This is a genomic window from Streptomyces bugieae (assembly GCF_036352915.1).
Lineage (GTDB): Bacteria > Actinomycetota > Actinomycetes > Streptomycetales > Streptomycetaceae > Streptomyces > Streptomyces endophytica.
Genome location: NZ_JAZBJP010000181.1, coordinates 1 through 438, shown reverse-complemented (window position 1 = coordinate 438; position 438 = coordinate 1). Strand labels below are relative to the sequence as shown.

Genomic DNA, 438 nt, shown 5'->3' with positions numbered 1-438 from the left:
GACACCTCGGTGGACGTCGCGATGCTGCTGCGGGACGTGATGATGCCTCTGCCGATGCGGGAGGGTTGGGGCGAGGAGATGGAGTGGCCCTATCCCGGGGAGATCATCACGGCACCGCTCGGCCACACATCAGGCCGCTCTCCCGGGAAGACAGCAATCCGCAGAGGTCTCGCAGCTCACCTCGTCCAGGCCGTCACGGGCATGTCGTTGGACGACGCAGGAACCTATCTCGGTATCCCCCCTGCATGGATGGCCGCCTGGGGAAGATTCCGCCCCCTGGAGGAGCGCTTGCACGGTTGTCGAGCCGATCTGTCCGTGCTGTTCCAACGTCTCACCGATCACGTTGCTGACCAGCCGACTGTGGACTACGCCGCCCGACGGAAACGCTTCGCGAACTGGACTCTCCCCGAGTCGGATCTGCAGAGGATCGTGGAGAAC

At 64.4% G+C, this 438-nt stretch carries 1 protein-coding gene; it reads left to right on the top strand.

Annotated elements, in window-relative coordinates:
* Nucleotides 1-21 precede the first annotated feature (21 nt).
* Nucleotides 22-438: hypothetical protein (locus tag V2J85_RS40780; protein ID WP_330824412.1), on the top strand; the 417-nt coding region annotated here is incomplete at its 3' end.